This window comes from Gordonia sp. IITR100, assembly GCF_002009645.1.
Classification (GTDB): Bacteria; Actinomycetota; Actinomycetes; order Mycobacteriales; family Mycobacteriaceae; genus Gordonia; species Gordonia hongkongensis.
Window position 1 is genome coordinate 528,135 of sequence record NZ_MVKV01000001.1, and the last position, 21,122, is coordinate 549,256.

A 21,122-nucleotide genomic window follows, 5' to 3' on the forward strand; every position below is an offset into this window, starting at 1 on the left:
TGGCGCGGCCGACGTGCGGTGAGACTCCGAGGCGAACACTCGCCGGGCGGGAGGACAGTGATGACCGATTCGCCGAGCGGGTCGGTGTATTCATCTGTGCGCGAGCAGCTTCCGCCGCGCAGACCCGACGTTCTCGATCGCCGCGGGTTCCTTCGCGTCGCCGGTGTCGCCGGAACCGCCTTGCTGGGCACGTCCGTGCTGGCCGCATGCGGTGGCGGGTCGTCGGACACCGTCAACACCATCAAGGCCGCCATCGCCGGTGAACCCGACCAGCTCGACCCGCAGAAGTCCAGTTCCTACTTCACCTTCGAAGTACTCGAGAACGTCTTCGACACCCTCGTCGAACCCGACGAGCAACTCCAGATGCGGCCGGCACTGGCCGAGAGCTGGGAGGTCAGCCCCGACGGCCTGCAATGGACGTTCACGCTGCGCGACGGGGTCACGTTCCACAACGGCGACCCGCTGACCGCAGCCGATGTCGAATACTCCTTTCGGCGGATCATCGACGAAGAACTGTCCAACGCATACAAACTCGAGGCCATCGCGTCGATCACCGCCCTCGACGACCGTCGGGTCCGGTTCACCGTCAGCGCGCCGACCCCCAATCTGCTGACGAGCATCGGCGGGTTCAAGGGACTGGCCATCGTCAACCGCCGCAACGTCGAATCCGGTGAGATCACGACCAGGCCGATCGGCACCGGGCCGTTCTCGTTCGTCTCCCGGTCGCCGGGCGCATCCATCGTGTTGGCGTCGAATCCCGACTACTGGGGTGGGGCGCCCGCCGTCGACGGCGTGCGCTACAGCTTCATCTCACAGGGAACGACCGCGGTGTCCGCACTACGGTCGGGTGAGATCGATTGGACCGACGCCATTCCCGCCCAGCAGCTCAGCATCCTGCGCCGCGACGACGCACTCGATGTCGGGACCGTGGTCGCCAACGACTACTGGTACGTCACGATGAACTTCGACGCCCCGCCGTTCGACGACACCCGGGTCCGCCAGGCGGTCGCGTATGCGATCGACCGGGACTCGATCGCGCAGGTCGTCGGGTACGGGACCGCGACGCCCAACGAGCTCGCGATCCCCGCGACCAGTCCCTGGTTCGCACCCTACGACCGCTATACCGCCGGACTCGACCGCGACGCCGCCGTCGCGAAGGCCAGAGACCTGCTCCGGCAGGCCGGCATCCGCGGACTCGACATGCGCCTGATGGTGACCACCGAGTATCCCGAGACGGTGACGGCGGCGCAGGTGATCGCGTCGAACCTCGCCGACGTCGGGATCGACGTGCGGATCGAACAACTCGACTTCGGCGCATGGCTCGATCGCCAGGCCGCCGGCGACTTCGACGCCCTGCTGCTCGGTTGGCTGGGCAACATCGACCCAGACGACTTCTACTACGCCCAACACCATTCCGAGGGCACGTCGAACTCGCAGAAGTACTCGAACCCCGAGGTCGACGCCTTGTTGGACCGGGGTCGAACCGAACTCGACGTCGATGCCCGCAAGCGGATCTACGCCGAGGCCGCGAGCATCATCGCCGACGACGTGAGCTACCTCTACCTCTACAACCCGTCGTCGACCCAGGCCTTTGTGACGCAGCTCCGGGAATATGTCGTCCGACCCGACAAGGCCATCCGATTCCGCGATGCCCGGCTGGAGAGGAGCTGAGATGACCGCGTTGCACTCGCCGCTGGCGCGCTTCATCGTCGTGCGCCTGCTCTACACCGTCGCGGTCCTGCTCGGCGTGATCGTCGCGGTGTTCTTCCTGATGCAGGTCGTGCCCGGTGATCCCGTCCGCATCGCGCTCGGCACCCGCTACACCCCGGAATCGTATGAGGCGCTGCGCAGCGCCTCCGGACTCGACCAGCCGCTGGCAGCGCAGCTGGTGAACTATGTCGGCAGTGCCTTCACCGGTGACCTGGGTGTCAGCTTCCGCAACAGCGAACCGGTCACGACGATGCTCTTCGATCGGCTTCCCGCCACGATCACACTCGCGACCGCGGCGATCGTCGTCGCGTTGCTCATCGCCGTGCCACTCGGTTTCTGGGCCGCGCTGCGGGAAGGTCGGCTGGCCGACAACGTCATCCGCGTGGTGAGCCAGTTCGGGATCTCCGTGCCCGACTTCTGGATGGGCATCCTGCTGATCGGTCTCTTCTCCACCGCGCTCGGCTGGTTACCGTCGGCCGGGTATCAGCCCTTCGCCGACGACCCACTCGGTTGGCTCGAACACCTCGTGCTGCCGGCGATCACGGTCGGGGTCGTGACGGGGGCGATCATGACGCGGTACGTGCGCTCGTCGGTGCTCGACGTGGCGAACGCACCGTTCGTGACGACGGCCGAATCGAAAGGGCTGAGCACCAAGCGTGTTCTCCTCGATCACGTCGGACGCAACGCGCTCGTACCCGTGCTGACCATCTCCGGTATCCAGTTCGCAGGTCTGCTCGGCGGTGTCATCGTCGTAGAGGTCGTGTTCGCCTGGCCCGGACTGGGTCTGCTGGTCTACGACTCGGTCGCCGCGCGCGACTACCCGGTCCTACAGGGTGCGATCCTGCTCATCGCGGTGATCTTCCTGGTCGTCAACCTCGTCGTCGACATCCTCTACGCCGTCATCGATCCCAGGATTCGACTGTCATGACCCTCACCTCACCCGACCCGCCGGAGCCCGGTACCGGAGTCGACGACGAACCGGCCGGCACCGAGCTCAACAGCGGAACGTCGACCGATTCGGCCTGGCGATTGCTGCTACGCAACCGCACCTCGGTGATCGGGCTGATCATCATCGCAGTCGTCCTCGTGTGCGCGGTGTTCGGTCCGCTCATCGCTCCATACGGCGCCAACGAGATCGACGTCCCGAATGCGCTGCAGGCACCCAGTTGGTCCCATCTCTTCGGGACCGACGACCTGGGTCGCGACGTCTTCTCCCGGGTGGTGCTCGCCGCGTCGGTGAGCATGCGCGTGGCGGTCATCGCAGTGGCGATCTCCCTCACCGTCGGCGTGATCCTCGGTATGGTCGCCGGTTTCGCCGGTGGCGTCCTCGACACCGCGCTCATGCGGATCGTCGATGTGGTCTTCTCTTTCCCGGTACTGCTGCTCGCGCTGGCCATCGTCGCCATCCTGGGACCGGGAGTCACCTCGGCGATGATCGCGATCGGCGTCGTCTACATACCGATCTTCGCCCGGGTGGCGCGCGCCGACACCCTGCGTGTGCGACAGACCCAGTACGTCCAGGCGTCACGCACGATGGGGGTGGGGACACCGGCCATCCTCATGCGGCATGTGCTGCCCAACATCTCGGGTCCGGTCATCGTCCAGACCTCCATCTCGCTCGCGTTCGCGATCCTGTCGGAGGCGGCGCTGTCGTTCCTCGGTCTGGGCGTCCAGCCGCCGGACCCGTCGTGGGGCCGGATGCTCTTCGACGCACAGGGGTTCATCACCACCGCCTGGTGGATGGGTGTGTTCCCCGGTCTGGCGATCCTCGTGACGGTCTTCGCGTTCAACCTCGTCGGCGACGGCGTACGCGATGTGCTCGACCCGCGCCAGCGCACGCTGCTGCGCAACCGCGGGTACGAACGCAAGTCGCCGACGGTGACCACACCGTCGACCGCGAAACACGTCAGCTCCGACGGATCGGTGCTGCGCGTGGAGGACCTCGTCGTCGGTGTCGGTCCGCGAGAGATCGTGCACGGCATCAGTTTCTCGGTCGCGCCGGGTGAGACGCTCGGGATCGTCGGGGAGAGCGGATCGGGCAAGTCGCTCAGTGTGCTGTCGGCCACCGGTCTCTTCGACGCGCCCAGCGCCTACGTCCGCGGGTCGGCCCGCCTCGGCGACACCGAAATCGTCGGCGCCACACCGGCGAAACTCCGGGCCCTCCACGGTTCGCGCGTCGGATTCGTCTTCCAGGACCCGTCGTCGAGCCTCAATCCCCTGCTCACCGTCGAACAACAACTGACCGAGGGCCCGCGCCGGCATCTCGGCCTCTCGCGGGGCGAGGCGCGCGAACGGGCCCTGGCGCTGCTGCGCGACGTGAACCTGCCCGACCCCGAAAGCCGTTTGCGCGCATACCCGCATCAGTTGTCCGGCGGCCAACGGCAGCGCGTCATGATCGCGATCGCATTGGCCTGCGATCCGGAACTCCTCATCGCCGACGAGGCCACCACCGCACTCGACGTGACCACGCAGGCACAGATCATCGACCTCGTCGCGAAACTACAGCGCGAGCGCGGTATGGCGGTGGTCTGGATCAGCCACGACCTCGGCGTCATCGGGCGGATCGCCGACCGGGTGATGGTGCTGCGATCCGGCCGGATCGTCGAGAGCAATGACGTCACAACGCTGTTCGACGACCCGCACGACGAGTACAGCCGCACGCTGCTCGACTCACGCCCGCTGCTGAGCAAGGTCACCGAACGTGGTGGCGCATCGCCCCTTCAGAAGCGGGTCGACGACGAGCCTCTTTTGAATGTCACCGGGCTGGGCGTCGACTACATGGTCCGCGGCCCGTCGGGGCGCCGGGTGGTGCACGCCGCCGACGGGGTCGACCTGCAGGTCGCTCGTGGCCGGACGCTCGGGATCGTCGGCGAATCGGGATCGGGGAAATCGACCGTGGCCGGCGTCATCACCGGCCTCATCACGTCCGCCCAGGGCACGACGGTGCGGGGCAGCGTGACCGTCACCCTCGACGGCCGGAGGGTCGAGGCCATCGGGGCGCGCGGCGCCGACGAAGCCCTGCTCCGACGCCGCGTCGCCATGGTGTTCCAGGACCCGGCCGCCTCGCTCGATCCGCGGATGACGGTGGCGGCGTCGATCGCCGAACCGCTGCGGACGCACGGCCTCACCGACGGCCGGGACGGCACGCGGAGTCGTGCCGAAGAGTTGCTCGCCGACGTCAGCCTCGACACGTCCTTCCTCGACCGCTATCCGCACGAGATGTCCGGCGGCCAGCGGCAGCGGGTGAGCATCGCCCGCGCGCTGGCGTCCGACCCGGAGGTCCTGATCCTGGACGAGTCGACGGCGTCGCTCGACGTGTCGGTGCAGGCCAGCGTCCTCGACCTGCTCGCCGAACTCCAGCGTCAGAAGGGTCTGACGTACCTGTTCATCGCGCACGACCTGGCCGTCGTCGAGCAGATCAGCGACACCGTCGCGGTGATGCAGGACGGGAAGGTCGTCGAGAGCGGACCGGCGTCGACCATCCTCCACGACCCCGCGACCGACTACACCCGCGCACTCCTCGCGGCCATCCCGCCGGAGGTCCCGCAGCGGGCCTGACCCGTCGACTGTGCGTCGCAACCCCGCCACGCCCGTCGGCACGGTTGCCAGGGCGTCGTCGGCTAGGGTGTCAGCGTGTCTCGACCCGACCCTGGTGACCACGTCCGCGATGACGATGAACCGAGCCACGAGGACTTCGCCACACGCCATGCGCCGATGCCGATCGAGCTGCCCCTCGACGACGAAGAGGCGTCGACGAACGTCGGTCTGAAGACCCAGCTGGTGCGCTTCGTCATCACCGGCGGGTTCTCCGGGCTTCTGGACTTCGGGCTGACGATCCTCCTGCAATACGGTCTGGACGTCCCGTTCTGGCCCGCGAAATCCGCCGGGTTCATCCTCGGCACCACCGTCGCGTACCTGCTGAACCGTCGATGGACATTCCGAGCCGAACCGAGCATGGCGCGGTTCGTGTCGGTCGTCGCGCTCTACGTGGTGACCTACTTCGTCAACGTCGGCATCTACACGCTTCTGTCGCATGCCTGGCAGGAAACGCTGCTGTACAGCTTTGCGGCGTACGTCGTCGCACAAGGCACCGCTACGGTCATCAACTTCGTCGTCCAGCGGATGGTCATCTTCAAGATCCGCTGACCCGAGAACGCACGGTCAACGAAAGCGGACGCCCAGTCGACGGGCGGGTCAGAACTCCTCGTCGACGTCGGAGTCACGGGCGGCGCGCTCGCCGCGGTCGAGGGTGGCGAGTTCGGCCAGGTCGGCGGGGTCGAGAGCGAAGTCGAACAGGTCGGCGTTCTCCACCTGGCGGCCGGTGTGCGACGACTTCGGGACGACGCTGATCCCGTTCTGCACCGACCACCGCAGCGCGACCTGCGTGGGCGACTTGCCGTACTTGCGTGCGATCCGGAGGATGACGGGGTCGGCGAGCAGGCCTTCCTTGCGGCCGGTCGGATGCCACGCCTGAGCATGAATACCCTTGTCGGACATGAACTCCCGCAACTCGGTCCGTGGCAGTGAGGGAGAGCACTGGATTTGATTCAGAACCGGCCAGCGTCCCGTCTCGTCGAAGAGCATCTGCAGGTGGTGCTGTTTGAAGTTCGAGACGCCGGGTGTGCGGACATATCCCTCGTCGGCGAGCGTGACCAACGCTTTCCAGGAATCGACGGTGCGGCCCAGGCTCGGGCACGGCCAGTGGATGAGGTAGACGTCGATATGCGCGACACCGAGCCTGCGGGCGCTCTCCTTGGCGGCGTTGATGGCCTCGTCAAAACCCTGGTCTCCGCCGCTCAACTTGGTCTGCACGACGATCTCCTCGCGCGGGACGCCGGTCCCGTGCAGCCCCATCCCGACACTCAGCTCATTGCTGTACCGGGGCGCGGTGTCGAGGAGGCGGTAACCGGACTTGATCGCCGAGCCGACAGCGCTGACACACGGCCGGCCGAGCATGTTGTAGGTGCCGAGCCCCACCAGGGGGATCGAGGTTCCGTTGCTGAGCTCGACCAAGGGGATGTCCACCGCATCAGGATAGGTCCGCGGACGCCTCGACGACCGGTGACGAGACCAACTGGCAACCGAACGGGGCCCGCGGGGACTCGACCCCCCCCTTCGTGAAGAGAATTCTGCGCTGAGTGTCCTGCGGTGCCCGCCGATCTGGAACGCTGAAACGATGGGCACCGCAGACGACGCGTCGTATGACGACATCGTGGTGGGCGCAGGCCACAACGGCCTGACCGTCGCCGCATACCTCGCCCGCGCCGGACGACGGGTGCTGGTCCTCGAGAAGGCCGACCACGTCGGCGGCGCGACGGTGTCGGCGACGCCATTCGCCGGTCTCTCGGCGCGGCTGTCGCGGTACTCGTACCTGGTGTCGCTCATGCCGCGCGAGATTATCGCCGACCTCGACCTCGACATCTCGCTCATCCGGCGCCGCTACTCGTCGTACACACCGCTGCCGTCTGACCCGGCGCGCGGCATCCTGGTCGACAACCTCGACGACGACGGGACGGCCGCGTCCTTCCGCCGCGTGACGGGCTCCGACATCGGTTTCACCGCATGGCAGTCGTTCTACCGTCGGCTCGGCGTGGTCGCCGACCGCGTGTTCCCGACCATGACCCAGCCCCTGCGCACGGCAGCCGAGATGCACGACCTCGTCGTCGGGACCGACACGTCGACCGCCGAACTGTGGGAGGCGCTCACCACGCTGCCGCTGGGCACACTCCTGGGCCAGTACTTCGACGACAATCTGGTGCGCGGCATCGCCGCCACCGACGGACTCATCGGTACCTTCGCCGACCTCGACGACCCCTCCCTGCGCCAGAACATCTGCTTCCTCTACCACGTGATCGGCGGCGGAACCGGGGACTGGGATGTCCCGGTCGGCGGAATGGGGGCCGTCTCAGGTGCGCTCTATCAGGCGGCGACCTCGGCGGGCGCCGACATCAGAACGGGTGTCGAGATCACCGGCATCGATCCGGCGGACGGGACAGTCGAGACGACGAGCGACACCTTCGGCGGCTCGATGCTGTACTCGGCCTGTGCGCCGCAGGTGTTCAACACATTCCTCGACGGGACGCCCATCCCCTGCGAGCCCGACGTCCGCGGATCGCAGCTGAAGATCAACCTCCTGCTCGACCGGTTACCGCGACTCCGCGACACGTCGGTCTCGCCGGTTGCGGCGTTCGCCGGGACCTTCCACATCAACCAGACCGCCACCCAGCTGCACGACGCGTGGCGGCAAGCGAATCGTGGTGAGGTGCCAGAGGTCCCGCCATGCGAGATCTACTGCCACACCCTCACCGACCCGTCGATCCTCGGACCGGAGCTCGCGGGCAAACACACGCTTACGCTCTTCGGCCTGCACATGCCACCGGAGGTGTTCGACGAGCCCGGTGCCGTCGAGCACGCCGTCGGCGCCACCTTCGCCTCTCTGAACACCGTTCTCGCAGAGCCGATCCAGTCGGTGATCGCACACGACCTCGACGGCCGGCCGTGCATCGAGGCGAAGACACCCCAGGATCTCGAGGACGCCGTCGGTCTGCCCGGCGGGCACATCTTCCACCAGCCGTTGCAGTGGCCATGGGCCGAGACCGCCTCCGAGGTCGGCCGGTGGGGTGTCGAGACCCCGCATCCGCGACTTCTGTTGTGCGGCGCGGGCGCTCGCCGCGGCGGCGGGGTCAGCGGTATCCCCGGCCGTAACGCCGCGGCGGCGGTGCTGGGTGCGGGCGCGCTCGCGTTGCCTCGTTAGACATCACGGCCGGACCTCCACACCCGGTCAGTCACCCTCGATCTTCTGCGCATTCGCCCACCGGCGTCCCGGGTCGCCGCCCCACGCATCCCAGGCCACGCGTCCCGCTGACGGGAAGCCGTCCTCGCCGTTGTTGAACCCGGTCGCGTTCTTGTCCACCTCGTGGCGAGAGAAGTAGTTGCGCATCTTCTTGATCTGGTCGTCGTCGACGTCCTTGCCGTCGGCCAACTGATGGGCCCGATGACGGCCGGTGTCGGTGAACCCCTTACCCGCCTTGCCGTCGTCGATCCATCGCACCGCGCGCTGGGCAGCCTCTTGGACGTCCTTCGGTGGCTTGTGACTCATCTGCCGCGCTCCTGTCGTCGGGTCGTGTGTCCACCGCGTGCCCGTCGGAGCGAGGCGTGAAACCCCGTCGGCGGCATTCCGACGGGACTTTACGCGCGCTCCTCGTCGAGGGACGTTTCTCTCCTACGACGGTCGTCGTAGCCCGACTGATCCTCCCGGAGTAGCGACACGGACGGCGTCGGCCACCAGAACCAGCGACCGGACTCGACTACTTCGACGCCTGCCCACCGGAAGGGCGGCGAGATGGCGTTCCGGTTGTGGTGTCCGCCGCGGTCCCGCCGTCCAACACCTCGATGTCTCCACTCAGCGTCAGATCCCGGTTCGATCCGTGTGCTTGACAGCCAGATCGATGACGTGCGTGCGGTAACGACGCCCGCCTGCAGGATCTGACGGCTCGATCGGAGCCAGGATCGTCACCTCGTCCAGTTCCCAGCGACGGCCGACTCCGGATGTGTCGGGCGTCTTCAGCACAGGCAAACAGGCGGTCCCACTCGTCGAGGACGTCACGAGCGCGTACCGGCTGGGCGAGTTCGGGGTCTGTTGCGACGGAATCGAGTTCGAGGAGGCGACCCGCAGCCGACACAACCGCGCGCTGGGTGCCGCGTATCGACGCAGTACCCAGCGCGAACGGAGGTAGGGGAAGGGAAGAGGTATCCACAGGAGATCGGCTTTCCTTCGAGAATATGATGACAATCACGCTCTCCGGCGGCACCCCATCAGTCAAAGCGATTGTGGTGATACCCCGTATCAGCGCGATCGATGTCCGTCCGGTCGGCGGATACCCCTTCGACGCCCTCGGGTCAGCGTGAAACCCGTTGCGAATCAGTAGCTTTTCGATCCGACAGACCGGCGTTCTCGGCCAGCACCGGACGACGGCTTCGCATCGCGAAGATCGCGGCCGCGCCGGCCAGCAGCGGCAACGCGAACAAGTAGTAGAGCGTTCCCGGCGCCCAGTCCGCGTCGAGCAGCCATCCCGCAACGATCGGAGAGATGATCGCGCCGACGCGGCCGATTCCGATGATCAACCCGACAGCCGTGGCGCGAACTTCGGGTTCGTAGTACATCGGCCCGATGGTGAACATGCCTGCCATCACGGCACTGGTGAGCAGACCGAGTAGCGCGGCCGCTATGTAGGCCGTGGTGAGAGCGTCGACCGACAGGGCATACAGGACGAAAGCGCCACCCGCCAGAGCGAACAAGATGGTCACGGCGCGTCGTACCCCGAGCCGCATGGCGACAGGTCCGAAGATCAGGGCACCGGCGATTCCGCCCGCGCTGAACAGGACGCCGGCCTGGACGCCGTCGGCTGCCGTGAAGCCACTGTCCACCAGTAGCTTCGGCGTCCACGAGTTCGCGAAGTAAAAGGCCGCCATGAGCACGAAGAATGCGAATCCGAGCAGCACGGTGGTGACCAGACTCGGCCCCGACACGATCCCTTTCCACCGAGTCTTCGCGGTGTTGGGAACATCTGACATCTCGGGCATGGCCTCCAGAGCAGGTTGCCGCAGCTTCGCCATGATCTCGTTGATCCTGGTCAGGGCGTCCTTGGGCCGGCGGGAGACCAGGTAGTCCAGCGACTCGGGCAGGACCGCGATGGCCAGCAATGCCACGACGAAGGTGGCGACCGCGCCGAACACGAAGACCGCTCGCCAATCGAACTGCGCGAGAAGCACCCCTGCGATGATTCCACCCACTGTTCCGCCGATGGGCTGTCCGGCGGTGTAGAAACTGATGGCCGTCGAACGGTGCTTCGCCGACGCGTACTCGGCAACCATCACATTGAGGCAAGCCTGCAGCGTTCCGATCGCCAGACCGGTCAGGACGCGGACGACGAGCAAGAAGGTGAAGCCGGTCGAAACGGCGGACAAGGCCATCCCGGCGGACACCATCAGCGCACAGATGATTATGGTCCGACGCCGTCCGATGATGTCGGCGATCTGCGAGACCACCATCGATCCGATAGCCATACCGAGCAACGCCGCACTGAGCAGCAGCCCCAGCTGCGACCCGGACAGCGACCATTCGTCCGAGATATGCGAGGCACTGAATGCCAGTGCCAGCACGTCGAAACCGTCGAGCATGTTGAGCAGCACACAGACAGCGATGACCGCGAACTGGATGGGCTGCATGGGAGACGTGTCGATCTTCTGCTTGATGTCCATCGGTCAGCCCATTCCGTCAGTAGGCACGGCGGCGAACCACCGGCACTGAAAGTTACCTGAATCACAGTTGTTCATGCGGTTGAAAGCTAGGGAGTGTGACACGCGTTCGCCAATCAGATTCCGCTATTTGGAACCCATCCGCACCCTTGCTCAACTACCGAGCGTCACGAGCTTGAGATCCTTCTCGATCTGGGTACGAGCGTCCAGAAGCAGGGGGACGAGAGTTTTGTCCGCCACAGCGGCGAACCGTTCCGTCCGCGTCGACAGCGTCACCGCCCCTACCGCCTCCCCCATCCGGTCGTGAACGGCCGCGCCCACCGCGGCCACCCCGCTCTCGGTTTCCTCGAAGTTGACCGCGAAGCCACGACGGCGAACCGAATCGAGGTCACTGCTCAACTTCGCGTACTCCGCATCGTCCAATACGTGCACACCGTCGGTGGCGTGATCGTGGTACAGCGATCGAACAGCGTCGTCGGACAGCTCGGCCAACAGCGCCTTGCCACCGGATGCGCGATGGGCGGGCATCACGACGCCGTCCCGATAGTTCGTTGCATCGACCGTTCGGGCACGGACGGTGACCAGGAAGCGCACGCTCTTACCGACCCGCACCATCACATTGGCCGACTCCCCGCTTCGTCGGGCGAGGACCTGCAGGTGCGGCAGACAGACCGCCCGGAAATCCTTGGTCCACGCGAGGCGTGCGGGCCCGGCATCCAGAGACGGCCCTGGCAGATACGTGTGGTTGTCGTCCTGGACCGCATAGCCCCGGTACACCAGCGTCTGCAGTAGCCGGTGGGCGCTCGACCGGGAGACGCCGAGGTGTGTCGCGGCATCCATGACGCGGAGGCTGCCGTAATCGCGCAGCAGTTGAAGTAGCCGGAGACCACGGTCGAGTGATCCGACGGCTCCATCGGGACGCTCCGGTAGAGGTGGATTGCGCATGGCGGAATTGTATTCCCCCGCCCATCCTCCTGTCCCTACGTTGCTCGGCATGAGCAAATCTGATCTGGACAACGGTCGGGCGTTTGTCGTGGGTGGTGGCATCGGTGGCCTCGCCACCGCGCTCGGTCTGACCAAATCGGGATGCGAGGTATCCGTAGTCGAGCAGGCCGCGGCTTTCGGCGAGATCGGCGCCGGTCTACAGATCGGGCCCAACGCCACACGCATCCTCGACTCCTGGGGGCTGCTCGACAAGGTCGAGGCCATCGGAGTGCTGCCGAACAACATCGTCATGCGCGACGCGATCTCCGGTGAGGAAGTCGCCCGATTGCCCCTTGGGGAGGAGTTCCGGGAACGCTACGGCGCGCCCTACGTCGTCATCCACCGCACCGATCTGCACGCCATTCTTCTCGAGGCATGTCGCGACGCAGGCGTCGAGATGAGGACCGATGTTCGTATCGAACGGGTGGACATCGGCGACGCGGGCACCACCGCGGTCGCCGCAGACGGCCGGACGTTCGATGCCGACGTCACCATCGGGGCCGATGGACTGCGTTCGGTGCTGCGCCAAACCGTCGTCGGTGACGAGCCCGTGCCCTCGGGTTATGTCGCTTACCGCGGAACGGTTCCGATCGAGAACGTGCCCGAACACGACCGTGAGCTCAACGACGTCGTCGTCTGGGTCGGCCCGGGCTGGCACCTGGTGCAGTATCGCCTTCGAGCCGGCCAAGAGCTCAATCAGGTGGCGGTCTTCGAATCACCGGGCTTCCTCCGCGGCGATTCCGAATTCGGCGGCGTGGACGAGTTCCGCGCAGTGTTCGCCGGATGCCATCCCCGGGTCCGCAGCGCGCTCATGTCGGTGAACACGGACCGCCACTGGCCGCTCTACGACCGTCGCCCGGCGGACTTCTGGGGCAAGGACCGCATGGTGCTCACCGGCGATGCCGCGCACCCGATGTTGCAGTACCTGGCGCAGGGCTGCTGCCAGGCACTCGAGGACGCCAAAACCCTCGAGATCCTGGTGGCCGACGTCGACCACAGCATCGAATGGCCCACGGTGCTGGCGCAATTCAGCGAATCTCGGATCCCGCGCACAGCCGAAGTGCAGACCAAGGCGCGCATGTTCGGCGACATCTGCCATGCGAGCGGCGTCAACCGAGTGCTGCGTAACGAACTGCTTGCGCGGATCAACGGCACCGATCTCTACGACCATGCCGACTGGCTCTACCGCGGCCCGGTCCTCGATCTCCTGCAGTCTCGTTCGCTCACCGGCGTCTGACCTGTACTCCTACTCCACGAAAGTCAACGAGCCCATGCGACTTGCAGTACTGAACGACGACCGTGCCGCGATCATCACCGCTGCCGGCGTCCATGACGTCACCGACCTTCTCCCCACCAGCGCCGGAGCATACGGCGGGCCGTGGTTGCCCTGGCTCGAACAGGGCGGGACCGTCGAACAGCTCAACCGGCTGGATCTGGCGGACTGCCCCACCCTCGCCCTCACCGACGCCGCGCTGCGCGCACCGTTGTCTCGTCCCGGCAAGGTCGTTGCCGCGCCGGTCAATTACCTTGACCACAAGGCCGAGATGCACGAGCAGAAGACCATTGCCGAGTACGGCGTCTTCCTCAAGGCGAACACGTCGGTCATCGGGCCGAACGATGACGTACTGCTTCCGTACACGGACATGCGGACCGATCAGGAAGGCGAACTCGCGATCGTGATCGGACGCACCGCGCGGAACGTCTCCGCGGCTGCGGCGAAGGAGCACGTCTTCGGCTACACCGGCGTCCTCGACATCACGGTTCGCTCGACCGAGGACCGCTCCACGCGAAAATCTTTCGACACCTTCACCCCACTCGGGCCGTGGATCGTCACCGCCGACGAGATCGCCGACCCCGACGCCCTGGGCCTTCGGTGCTGGGTCGGAGACGAGCTCCGTCAGGAGACCAACACCTCCGAACTGATCTTCTCGGTTTCCGAACTGGTCGCCTACGCGAGCTCGGTGATGACCCTGCACCCCGGCGACGTCATCGCCACCGGCACACCGGCGGGTGTCGGCCCGATCACCGACGGGACACGCGTGCGGCTCGAGATCGACGACATCGGAACCCTGGAGGTGGGCGTTTCCGCCCGCGAGGCCATCGCCTACGCCGACCGGCCGGGAGCGCAGCACGACGCGCGCATCCTGCAGCCCCGATGAAGGAGATGGACAAGTGACCGCCGAATCCACCGATACCGCTCCGAACACCCCGATCCCGAGCCCTGAGCTCACGCGGCTCTACGACGACTTCGACGCGAACTCCACTGCACCGCTATGGACTCAGACGTCCGACCTGATGCCGATGGCACCGAAGCCGTCGGCAGTCCCGTACGTGTGGAAATGGTCGGCGCTGCTCGACATCGCGCAGCGCGCGGGCGATCTGGTACCCGTCGGACGCGGTGGCGAGCGCCGGGCGATCGGTCTCGCCAATCCCGGACTGGCGCCAACGGCCTACGCGACGCCGACGTTGTGGTGCGCGATCCAGTGGCTCGGACCACACGAGACCGCCCCCGAACATCGCCACGCGCAGAACGCTTTTCGGTTCGTCATTGAAGGCGAGGGCGTCTGGACGGTCGTGAACGGCGACCCTGTCGCCATGCGGCGCGGCGATCTGTTGATGACGCCGGGCTGGGCTTTCCACGGGCATCACAATGACACCGACCAGCCGATGGCGTGGATCGACGGACTCGATGTCCCGCTTGCCCATGACATCGACCTCGGCTTCTTCGAATTCGGTTCTGAACGCGTCACAGACGAGGCGACAACGGATGTCTCGCGTTCGGAGCGGCTCTGGGCACATCCGGGTCTCACCCCGATGTCCAACCGACAGGCGCAGGTGGCCACGCCGATCGCGGCCTATCGCTGGGAGTACACCGATCGGGCACTGACCGACCAGCTCGCACTCGAGGACGAAGGTCATCCGGCGACCGTCGAGCCCGGTCATGCAGCTGTCAAGTACACCAACCCGACCAACGGTGGCGATGTGCTACCGACCATTCGGTGCGAGTTCCACCGACTCCGCAGCGGGGCCGCGACGCCCACCCGACAAGAAGTCGGATCGTCGGTCTGGCAGGTTTTCGAGGGTTCGGGAAGCGTCGTTCTCGGTGGTGAAACTCGCGATTTGGTCACCGGCGACCTCTTTGTCGTACCTTCCTGGGTCCCGTGGTCGCTGCACGCCGACAGCCAGTTCGACCTGTTCCGATTCTCCGATGCACCGGTGATCGAACGCCTGAACTTCCAACGCACGTACTTTCCGGACACCGGCCGCTTCGGCGCCGGGAGTCGAGGGTGACGCCCACTTCGCCGACGATCGGATCGGAGGCCCCGGGCGCGTTGCTCGCAGCGCGCCGGGGCACCGCGCTCTTCTCCCGTGCTCTGCAAGAACTCACCGACCCGGCACTCGACGAACCATCGACGACGAAGGGCCGTTCGCGCCGGGACGTCGTCGCCTATACCGGATACCACGCTCGACGGATGTCTGCTCTCGTCGCACGTGCCCGATCGTCATCGGCAGGGTTGCGGTGGGAACCTCCCACCACCGCCGAAGTGGATTACGGTGCAACACTATCCGCCTCTGCTCTCCGAAATCTCCACGAGCACAGTGTCGCTCACCTGAATGTCGAGTGGCGCGACCTCGACCCCCGTGCCTGGCGCAGGCCGGTCGACTCCGCGGTCGGCCCGCTCACTCTGGTCGAGCTGGTGTGGGACCGGGCGCACACAGTGTGGTTCGGGGCCGCCCACCTGAGAATCCACTTCGACGAGCGCGTCATCCCGGACGAGGTCCGGTTACGCCTGACGTCCGAGGCGCGCGATCGCCTCGCCGCCCAAGGAGGTCAGGGAATTCAACTTCCTGCGGTACGTGCTCGAGCAGGCGCTCACCGCTGATTTCGCGCTCGTGCACGCGAAAGCCGTTGACACTGCGGAAACTCTGGTGTTCGAGAAGACCACATGAACTTCAACCCGTTGGCTGCCATGGCCGGTCGCATCACCATCGCCCAGGTCGAACAACTGGTGGAACCGGGTTCCATCGATCCGGGCGACGTTCACCTGCCCGGGGTCTTCGTCCAGCGGATCGTTCATACAAGCCAAGGACGCACACCTCCCCGATCACGTGGCAGCCAACCCTGCGGGAGCGGTCCTGGATGAGCGTCAGCGCGCGATCGTCGATCTCACTCTCGCCCTGACCAGGACCCCAGAACTATTCGCGCGCAGCGACATGGCTCGCATCCGGCAAGGGGGGGCTCACCCGACCAGCGGCCCCCCGAGTTTCCAGTAACCGAGGAACGCGACGTGGTTCTTGTCCATGCCGAGCTCATGGGTGAGGTACCGGCGAATCCGGGTCGTCGTGGTTGCCTCACCGGCGATCCAGGCGTAGGCGGCGGGGAGCGTTTCCCGGAAGTCGCCGGCATGCCGGGCGCCCCAGTCCCGCACCGCTGCTTCGAGCCGTCGGCCCGTGTCCCGCCCGCGGATGATGTGCCGTGGCCGAGCAAGCGGATGACCCGCACCCACGATGTCGTCGAGCGGGTCGGCGAGTTCGAGCAACACATCGGTGCGCGTGGTGGACGGGGTGGCGGCGACGATGTTGGCGATGGCCGGCATCGCGGATTCGTCACCGATCAGAAGTAGCCGTTCGGGCGGGCGGGGCGGTTGGTAGTGGATCCCGTAACCGGTGTGCCCGACGCGGACGTCCGGCCCGGTGACCACGAGTCGGTCGCCGACCGAACAGGACAGGGCCCACCGCGAAGCCGGCCCGGCCGGTTCGTGAACGAACACATCGACGTCGATCTCACCCTGGTCGGGACGGATCGCCGACGGCGTATACGTCCGCAGCTCGTTCCTGCGTTCCGCCGGAAGCTCTTTCCAACGGGTGTACCACTGCTTCGGGTGCGGGGTCGGGTCCTCGAGGAGTCCGAAGTCGGGTTCGGTGCCATCCGCCATGGGCAGGACGAGCTTGATGCGTTGGTCGAGGCCCCAGGGAGCGAAATTCGCCAGCGACGCGTCGAGCAGGGTGACGCGGATGAAGTTCGGCGAGATCCGTTGTGTGCCCGCGACTGTCACCGGGAAGGCGCTGTACTCCCACGGTCGGGTCGATTCGATCGACTGCGTCGTTGTGCTGTCTCCTCGTGCGGGATGGATCCGACGGGCATCGGACGGGGTACGACGAGGGGCCCGCCGGTGATGGGGTCGGCGATGACGACGTTGGGCAGGTCGTAGATCTCCTCGACCCGGTTGCTGGTCACCACATCCGCGGGTGGGCCTGCCGCGAGGATCTCGCCGTCGCGCATGGCGATGATGTGGTCGGCGTAACGGGCTGCGTGATTGAGGTCGTGCAGGACCGCGATGATGGTGCGCCCCTGACGATTGAGGTGGGCGAACAGTTCCATGAGTTCGACCTGGTGGGCGATGTCGAGGAACGTCGTCGGCTCATCCAGCAGCAGGAGATCGGTCTCCTGCGCCAGCACCATGGCCACCCAGATGCGTTGGCGTTGCCCGCCGGAGAGCTCGTCGACGCGTCGTGGTGCGAGATCGACAGTCCCCGTTGCCCTGAGCGCGTCGAGGACCGCCTGCTCGTCGGCGCTGCTCCACTGCCGCAGCAGACCCTGGTGCGGATATCGTCCCCGCGCAACGAGATCGGCGACCGTGATCCCGTCCGGGGCGATCGCGGACTGTGGAAGCAGACCGAGTCGCCGCGCCACATCCTTTGCCGGTCGGTTCGAGATCGCCTTGCCGTCGAGGATCACCTGCCCGGAGGTCGGGGCGAGAAGCCGTGACAGGCCACGCAGAAGCGTGGATTTGCCGCACGCGTTCGGCCCGATGATCACAGTGAACGACCGGTCCGGAATCGACGCACTCAGCCCGGCGATGATCGTCTTGCCGTCGTAACCGAGGGTCACGTCGTCGGCACGCAACCGCGCGGATCGCTCCTCCGATGTGTGGGTCGGGTTGCCGGAGGCGGCTGGGTCATGGTCAGGCACGGCGACGGATCTCCTGGATGATGACGACAACGAGGTACACGCCCCCCACCGAGACGGTGACCACACCGACGGGCAGCGTCACGGGCAGGATGTGCTGGGCGATCACATCGGCCGCCAGCAGCAACAGTGCCCCCACGAGAGCCGACACCGTCAGTGACAGATACGGAGTCGCGGACAACCGCCGTGCGATCTGCGGCGCCGCGAGGGCGATGAAGGCGACCGGCCCGATCACCGCGGTCGCCGCGGACACGAGCGTGACGGCGCTGAGCAGTACCACTGTGCGAACGAGGGCGGGGCGGGCACCGGTGGCCGCGGCGACGTCGTCACCGAGGTCGAGCTGCCGCAGCCGCGGCGTCAGGACCGCCAGCACCATCACCGGGACGATCGCCACGCCCGCGGCGCCGATCAAAGGCGTTGCGGTGACACCGTTCAGGCTCCCCGCGCCCCAGGCGGAGGCGAACATCGCGGTGTCCAGTTCGACCTCCAGGAGCATCCACGTGTTGAGGGACGCCAGCATCGCCGCCACCCCGATGCCGGTGACGAGGAGCCGGAAGCCCTGCAATCCGCCCTTGAAGGCGAGCACCCAGATCAGTGCGGCGGTCACCACACCGCCGGCCACCGCTCCGGCTGTCATCTGCGACCAGCTCGCCGAGAACACGACCACCGTCAGCAGCATTCCGGTGAACGCCCCGTTGGACAGACCCAGAATGTCCGGACTGGCCAACGGGTTCCGGGTCACCGTCTGGAAGATCGCGCCGGCCACCGCCAGCAATGCGCCGAGGATGATCGCGGCGAGGGTGCGCGCCAGGCGCCATTCGAAGACCACGGTGCGATCGAGCGCGTCGCCCCCGCCCAGCAAGGTCTCGACGACGGCGAGCGGTGACAACGGATAGGTCCCCAGTCCGAGCGCGACGATGCCGAGGACACCGATGGCCAGACCCAGAGCGACCCCCACGCCCACACTGCGCGTGCGCACCGGCACTGCGCACGCACCGACGCCGATCACACGCCTGCGGTAACCGACGTCGATCAACCCGGTGCCGGTCATGACAGCGTGCTCGCTTTCTGCCGACGGACCAACAGGATCAGTACCGGGGCCCCGACGAACGCCGTGACGATGCCGACCGGGATCTCCGCCGGCGAGATGAGGATTCGACCCAGCACATCGGAGAGGAGAACGAGCACCGGCGCCAGGACCACCGATGCGGCCAGGACCCTGCGCTGGTCCACACCGAACAACCATCGCGCCACATGCGGAACCATCAGTCCCACGAAAGCGATCGGGCCGGCGAGCGCGGTCGCGGTCCCCGCCAGAACCGTCACCGACGCGATGACGCCGATCCGGAGGGCGACCACGTTGGCCCCTTGCGCCCGGGCCACATCCTCGCCCAGCGCAAGCGCATTCAACCCGGCGGCCATCGCGAACGCCGCCAGCAAGGCGACCGCGACGAGCGGCACGGTCGGAATTAACACGTCCAGCCCGCGGCCGACCAGCGAGCCGGCGTTCCACGACCGCATGTGCTCGAAGGCGTCCGGATTGCTCAGCGTCATACCCGTGGTCATGCCAGAGAACACCGCGCTCAGCGCCACGCCGGCCAAGGTGAGGCGCACCGGGTCGGCCGAACCTCGGCCCGACGAACCGATGACGTAGACCGCGACCGTGACCACCAGCGCCCCCAGAAGCGCCAGCCAGACGGAGGTGAGAATGCTCTGCAGCCCGAAGAACGCCACCCCGACCGCAACCGCGAACGCAGCGCCCGCGTTGACTCCCAGAATTCCCGGGTCGGCAAGGGGATTACGGGTGAACGCCTGGATCAGCGCACCGGCGGCGCCGAGTGCCGCCCCCACCACCAGGCCGACGGCCGTGCGCGGGATCCGTAGTTCCATGACCACGTACCGCGCCTCGGGCGAACCATCACCCCGGAGAACCTCGAGTACCGCTGCCGGTGTGATCGAGTTCGACCCGATCATCAGCGACATCGCCACCGCGACAACGAGTAGGAGTGCCACGCCCACCAGGCCGACAGGCGCGCGCAAGGCCCGCAGCGTCCGTTCGGAGACCGCAGGCTGCTCGCTGCCGGTGACGGCAGGTGCGTCGATCAAGGACATCAGGGTTTCTGGAGGAACCGCTCGATGTCGTCGAGAACAAGTGCGCCGCCCTTGAGCCCGACTCCCGAGATCCAGTAACTGGTGTCCACCAAGGTCACCGAAGGAAACGCAGCCCGGTTCTGTGTGATGGCAGCAGGGATCGTCGACGGGTCGTCGACATCACTCGTCGTGACGAACACGTCGTCGGCGACCGCCTGCCGGATGTTCTCCGGCGAGATGTCGGCCTGCAGACCGTCTTCCCATTCGCGGGCGGGGATCGTGTACCCCACACACTGCAGGGTCCCGCCCGCGAAGCTGGTCGGTCCGTACAGGCTCAGCGTCGTCTCGTCGCGAGGCCGGATCAGATTCGCTGTCTCGCCCTCGACGTCATAGGTGTCCTTGATCTGGGCGCACCGCTCGTTGAAGCCGTTCAGCATCTCTTGTGCTTTGTCCTTGCGGCCCAACGCCTGCCCGACCAGGAGGACGTTCTCCTGCCACGGATCCGCCTGCGACGCCATGAAGACCGTCGGCGCGATCGATTCGAGCTGGTCATACAGCTTGGAATGACGCGACTCGGTACCCAGGATCAGGTCCGGCTTCAGGGCGGCGATCGATTCCAGATCGGGTTCCGGCACCGTTCCGACCGGCTCCACCCCACTGACGCCCAGATACTTCGGAATGCCCGCAACGTTGCTGGCCACCGCGGCGCCCACCGGCGTCACCCCGAGCGCGACCGCGGTATCCAGTTCCACCGGCTCGAGCACGACGACTCGCTGCGGATCCGTCGGGACGTCAGCCGTGCCGCGGGCATGCTCCACGCTCTGTGTTCCGCCACCGGTAGCCGAATTGTTGTCGCCGTCCGATTGAGACGAACACCCCGCCAATCCCACGACGATCGCCGCCGCCAGCACCACTCCACGTCTGATCCCGGACGCACGCATGCAACAAGCCCTTTCGCGAATCGGCGCTGCCGAGAGCGGCACCGGTCAACCCCGACCCTGCCAGTTAGCGCATCCTAACCTAACGGATCGTGGCGGCTGAGAGGGGTCCGAGGCGTGCCTCGAGCAGATGCTCGGGCGACCTCGAGTCCGTCAACTCACACACACGG

At 66.6% G+C, this 21,122-nt stretch carries 18 protein-coding genes and 1 pseudogene; 10 read left to right on the forward strand and 9 right to left on the reverse strand.

Annotated elements, in window-relative coordinates; all coding sequences use genetic code 11:
- The first annotated feature begins 60 nt into the window (after positions 1–60).
- The 4 genes from B1818_RS02585 to B1818_RS02600 all read left to right on the forward strand — a co-directional run bounded on the left by B1818_RS02585 (position 61) and on the right by B1818_RS02600 (position 5,856).
- Positions 61–1,671, forward strand: a complete 1,611-nt coding sequence (locus B1818_RS02585; RefSeq protein ID WP_058250966.1) for an ABC transporter substrate-binding protein — start codon at positions 61–63, stop codon at positions 1,669–1,671.
- A 1-nt stretch (position 1,672) separates the two neighbouring features.
- Entirely contained in the window at positions 1,673–2,638 is a 966-nt protein-coding gene (locus B1818_RS02590; RefSeq protein ID WP_058250965.1) for an ABC transporter permease, read from the forward strand.
- Positions 2,635–5,268 carry a dipeptide ABC transporter ATP-binding protein gene (locus tag B1818_RS02595; RefSeq protein ID WP_078111850.1) on the forward strand — a complete coding sequence of 878 codons (2,634 nt, stop codon included), beginning with the start codon at positions 2,635–2,637 and terminating at the stop codon, positions 5,266–5,268. The genes B1818_RS02590 and B1818_RS02595 overlap by 4 nt, the downstream gene beginning before the upstream one ends.
- A gap of 75 nt (positions 5,269–5,343) precedes the next feature.
- Positions 5,344–5,856 (forward strand): GtrA family protein, encoded by a 513-nt coding sequence (locus B1818_RS02600; protein ID WP_078111851.1) that lies wholly within the window; start codon positions 5,344–5,346, stop codon positions 5,854–5,856.
- Positions 5,857–5,904: 48 nt separating this feature from the next.
- On the opposite strand, the gene B1818_RS02605 is transcribed toward B1818_RS02600, so the two are convergent.
- Entirely contained in the window at positions 5,905–6,735 is an 831-nt protein-coding gene (locus tag B1818_RS02605) for an aldo/keto reductase (RefSeq protein WP_078111852.1), read from the reverse strand.
- Positions 6,736–6,886: 151 nt separating this feature from the next.
- On the opposite strand from B1818_RS02605, the gene B1818_RS02610 reads away from it, so the two are divergent.
- Positions 6,887–8,464, forward strand: a complete 1,578-nt coding sequence (locus B1818_RS02610) for an NAD(P)/FAD-dependent oxidoreductase (protein ID WP_078111853.1) — start codon at positions 6,887–6,889, stop codon at positions 8,462–8,464.
- A gap of 27 nt (positions 8,465–8,491) precedes the next feature.
- On the opposite strand, the gene B1818_RS02615 is transcribed toward B1818_RS02610, so the two are convergent.
- The 3 genes from B1818_RS02615 to B1818_RS02630 form a co-directional block, all read right to left on the reverse strand.
- Positions 8,492–8,809, reverse strand: coding sequence for a hypothetical protein (locus tag B1818_RS02615; RefSeq protein WP_078111854.1), 318 nt, complete (start codon positions 8,807–8,809; stop codon positions 8,492–8,494).
- 800 nt (positions 8,810–9,609) lie between these two features.
- Positions 9,610–10,971 (reverse strand): MFS transporter, encoded by a 1,362-nt coding sequence (locus B1818_RS02625; RefSeq protein WP_078111856.1) that lies wholly within the window; start codon positions 10,969–10,971, stop codon positions 9,610–9,612.
- A gap of 150 nt (positions 10,972–11,121) precedes the next feature.
- Positions 11,122–11,913: an IclR family transcriptional regulator gene (locus tag B1818_RS02630; RefSeq protein ID WP_176455870.1), complete on the reverse strand. Its 792-nt coding sequence runs from the start codon at positions 11,911–11,913 to the stop codon at positions 11,122–11,124.
- Between the two features lie 49 nt (positions 11,914–11,962).
- Here B1818_RS02630 and B1818_RS02635 point away from each other — a divergent pair, with 49 nt between their 5' ends.
- The 5 genes and pseudogenes from B1818_RS02635 to B1818_RS02655 all read left to right on the forward strand — a co-directional run.
- A complete protein-coding gene (locus B1818_RS02635) occupies positions 11,963–13,189 on the forward strand; it encodes an FAD-dependent monooxygenase (protein ID WP_078111858.1) in 1,227 nt (408 codons plus the stop codon).
- Between the two features lie 34 nt (positions 13,190–13,223).
- Complete coding sequence (locus B1818_RS02640) at positions 13,224–14,111, forward strand: fumarylacetoacetate hydrolase family protein (RefSeq protein WP_078111859.1); 888 nt, start codon at positions 13,224–13,226, stop codon at positions 14,109–14,111.
- Positions 14,112–14,163: 52 nt separating this feature from the next.
- Positions 14,164–15,243, forward strand: a complete 1,080-nt coding sequence (locus B1818_RS02645; protein WP_254859546.1) for a cupin domain-containing protein — start codon at positions 14,164–14,166, stop codon at positions 15,241–15,243.
- The gene (locus tag B1818_RS24715; protein ID WP_176455871.1) at positions 15,240–15,836 is read left to right on the forward strand and encodes a maleylpyruvate isomerase N-terminal domain-containing protein; all 597 of its coding nucleotides are present in this window, start codon (positions 15,240–15,242) and stop codon (positions 15,834–15,836) included. The genes B1818_RS02645 and B1818_RS24715 overlap by 4 nt, the downstream gene beginning before the upstream one ends.
- A pseudogene (locus tag B1818_RS02655) lies at positions 15,760–16,097 on the forward strand (CoA transferase subunit A); the annotation flags it as partial. The gene B1818_RS24715 and the pseudogene B1818_RS02655, both read left to right, overlap by 77 nt.
- A gap of 96 nt (positions 16,098–16,193) precedes the next feature.
- On the opposite strand, the gene B1818_RS02665 reads toward B1818_RS02655, so the two are convergent.
- Genes B1818_RS02665 through B1818_RS02685 form a run of 5 tightly spaced genes read right to left on the reverse strand, consistent with a single transcriptional unit; the run spans position 16,194 to position 20,955 of the window.
- Positions 16,194–17,009, reverse strand: a complete 816-nt coding sequence (locus B1818_RS02665) for a siderophore-interacting protein (RefSeq protein ID WP_254859526.1) — start codon at positions 17,007–17,009, stop codon at positions 16,194–16,196.
- Entirely contained in the window at positions 17,006–17,860 is an 855-nt protein-coding gene (locus B1818_RS02670; RefSeq protein ID WP_139362986.1) for an ABC transporter ATP-binding protein, read from the reverse strand. Before B1818_RS02670 ends, B1818_RS02665 begins: the two co-directional genes overlap by 4 nt.
- Before the next feature lie 58 nt (positions 17,861–17,918).
- Complete coding sequence (locus B1818_RS02675) at positions 17,919–18,974, reverse strand: iron chelate uptake ABC transporter family permease subunit (RefSeq protein WP_078111862.1); 1,056 nt, start codon at positions 18,972–18,974, stop codon at positions 17,919–17,921.
- Positions 18,971–20,035, reverse strand: a complete 1,065-nt coding sequence (locus tag B1818_RS02680; protein ID WP_078111863.1) for an iron ABC transporter permease — start codon at positions 20,033–20,035, stop codon at positions 18,971–18,973. Before B1818_RS02680 ends, B1818_RS02675 begins: the two co-directional genes overlap by 4 nt.
- Positions 20,035–20,955, reverse strand: a complete 921-nt coding sequence (locus B1818_RS02685; protein ID WP_078111864.1) for an ABC transporter substrate-binding protein — start codon at positions 20,953–20,955, stop codon at positions 20,035–20,037. The genes B1818_RS02680 and B1818_RS02685 overlap by 1 nt, the downstream gene beginning before the upstream one ends.
- Positions 20,956–21,122: the final 167 nt, after the last annotated feature.